The 261-nt window shown below is 42.1% G+C and carries 1 protein-coding gene; it reads right to left on the reverse strand.

Going from position 1 to position 261, the window contains the following annotated elements:
- Window positions 1–261, reverse strand: a 261-nt coding sequence (locus tag AAEY75_RS15830; protein ID WP_352260128.1) for a transaldolase family protein, incomplete at both ends; no start/stop codon positions are given.

The raw sequence follows: 261 nt of genomic DNA on the forward strand, positions 1-261 counted from the left end.
CCCGGATCTTGAAGCGGATCGGTTGGTTTTTCCATACCGTTTGCCACGTGCCAATCTAAAATACGGCCAACAAATGGAGAGATTAAAAATACGTTTGCATCAGCACAGGCGCGCGCTTGGGCATCGCTGAATAATAAAGTAAGGTTACACTTAGTGCCTTCTTTTTCTAATTGCTCAGCCGCTTTAATACCTTCCCACGTTGACGCTATTTTAATTAAAATTTTGTCTTTGCTTACGCCTTCTTTTTCGTAAAGGCTCAAT

Origin of the sequence: Psychrobacter sp. TB55-MNA-CIBAN-0194, from assembly GCF_040309505.1 — a bacterium.
GTDB lineage: Bacteria > Pseudomonadota > Gammaproteobacteria > Pseudomonadales > Moraxellaceae > Psychrobacter > Psychrobacter fozii.